This window comes from Paenibacillus sp. OT2-17 (assembly GCF_009827695.1).
GTDB classification, from domain to species: Bacteria; Bacillota; Bacilli; order Paenibacillales; family Paenibacillaceae; genus Paenibacillus; species Paenibacillus polymyxa_B.
Genome location: NZ_WUDQ01000703.1, coordinates 1 through 1648 on the forward strand (window position 1 = coordinate 1; position 1648 = coordinate 1648).

Annotated in this window: 2 protein-coding genes; one reads left to right on the forward strand and one right to left on the reverse strand. The window is 53.9% G+C overall.

The window, feature by feature from the left end; genetic code table 11:
• Positions 1–200: 200 nt before the first annotated feature.
• Positions 201–935: an SDR family NAD(P)-dependent oxidoreductase gene (locus tag GRP75_RS26275; RefSeq protein ID WP_160790813.1), complete on the reverse strand. Its 735-nt coding sequence runs from the start codon at positions 933–935 to the stop codon at positions 201–203.
• 257 nt (positions 936–1192) lie between these two features.
• Between GRP75_RS26275 and GRP75_RS29380 the strand changes: the two genes are divergently transcribed.
• Positions 1193–1648: helix-turn-helix domain-containing protein (locus GRP75_RS29380; protein WP_202404331.1), on the forward strand; the 456-nt coding region annotated here is incomplete at its 3' end.

Below are 1648 nucleotides of genomic sequence, written 5' to 3' on the forward strand. Positions count from 1 at the left end.
CATGTTAATTGGTAACCGGGCGTGCGGGACCGTTGCCCGCGTTAGGCGGCCCGCTGCCCGCGATGCGCCACGCGAGACAATACCCGCTGGACAATCACCGAAATAAATCCCGCTTATTAATCAGGATTCCATACTTATCGATACAACTCGGATCATCTTCGTCAAGTTGACAGACCCCCCACACGCTTTTCGGCGTGATCTCAGATGGCCGATAAGCCGCCGTCGACAGACAAATCCACCCCATTCACGAAGCTCGAATCGTCTGAAGCAAGAAACAGCGCGGCCGTCGCAATTTCCTCAGGACGGCCCATCTTTCCCCGCGGGATCAGGGATTCGAACATACGCTTCGTCTCCTCGTCGATAGCTTGGTCCTGCATCGGTGTGGCGATCGGCCCCGGGCTCAGCACGTTCACCCGGATATTCCTGCCCTTCAGTTCGTTGAGCCAAGTGCGTGCGAATGAGCGCAACGCCGCCTTGCTCGCCGCATACACGCCGAAACCAGGAAAACCTTTCACCGAAGTAACTGACCCGGTCATGATGATCGATCCGCCATCGTTGCACAGCGGCAACGCCTTCTGGACCGCAAACAGCGTTCCGCGCGTATTCAGGCCGAAGGTCGCATCGAAGTGCTGCTCGCTAATCTCGCCCAGTGGGCCGGCTTCGCCCGTGCCAGCGCTCGCGAATAGGACATCGATCTTGCCCTTTTCCCGCTTTACTGTATCGAACAGGCGGTCGAGGTCGTCGAGATTGGCCGAGTCGCCGCGCACGCCGGTCACGTTCCGGCCAATCAGCTTGACGGCCTCGTCGAGCGCCTCCTGCCTCCGGCCCGTGATGAAAACATAGGCGCCTTCTTCAACGAACCGCATGGCGCTCGCCAGCGCCATGCCGCTCGATCCACCCGTGATGACTGCAACCTTACCTTCAAGTTTTCCCATGACTTCTTTCCCCTTTCGTGATGTCCGACAGTGTCTCGGTTCCCATTTGCACAAATGCGCTGTATCTTGTGGATCACTGATTCAGATACAGGTTCATCATATATGGATCGGTGATCCGTTGTCAAGGGGATTTATGCGATCCGACGCCATACAGCCAATTTGATTATAGTTCCCTTTCGGAACATTAACAATAATATTTGATAGAATGTTTCCAAAAGGAACATTTATAATGTAATATATTAATAGGGGTGATTTAGGTGGCTACATTCGCCGAGAGATTTAAAATGCTTCGTGAAGAGCGAGGATGGACGCAGGAGCAAGCTGCAGAACGATTGAAAATATCTAGATCTACCATAGCTGGATACGAGTCTGACAAAAAAGGCAGAACACCAAGGAAGGAAACGATCGATAAGATTGCCACTCTTTTTGGGGTTTCTATAGACTTTTTATTAGGTCGCATTAACGAAGAATACAGCGGCCAGTACTCAGATTCTAGAAAATATTTCCGAGCGAGCGCTGTCACGGGCGAAGCCGGCCCACTGGGCGAGATTACCGAGCAGCCATTGTCAAGGCGATTTATGCGAGCCGACGCCAGAAAAAATTACAGCCATCTACTTGCAGTCGCGCGTGACGTCGTCACCGAGCATGGTGCCGACGCGTCCATGCGAGATATCGCCCGCCGGGCCGCCGTCGGGTTGGCCACACTGCTTCGC

Excerpts from the sequence above, each read along its gene's own strand:
- GRP75_RS26275 (WP_160790813.1), bottom strand. The coding sequence starts at position 935 with ATGGGAAAACTTGAAGGTAAGGTTGCAGTCATCACGGGTGGATCGAGC.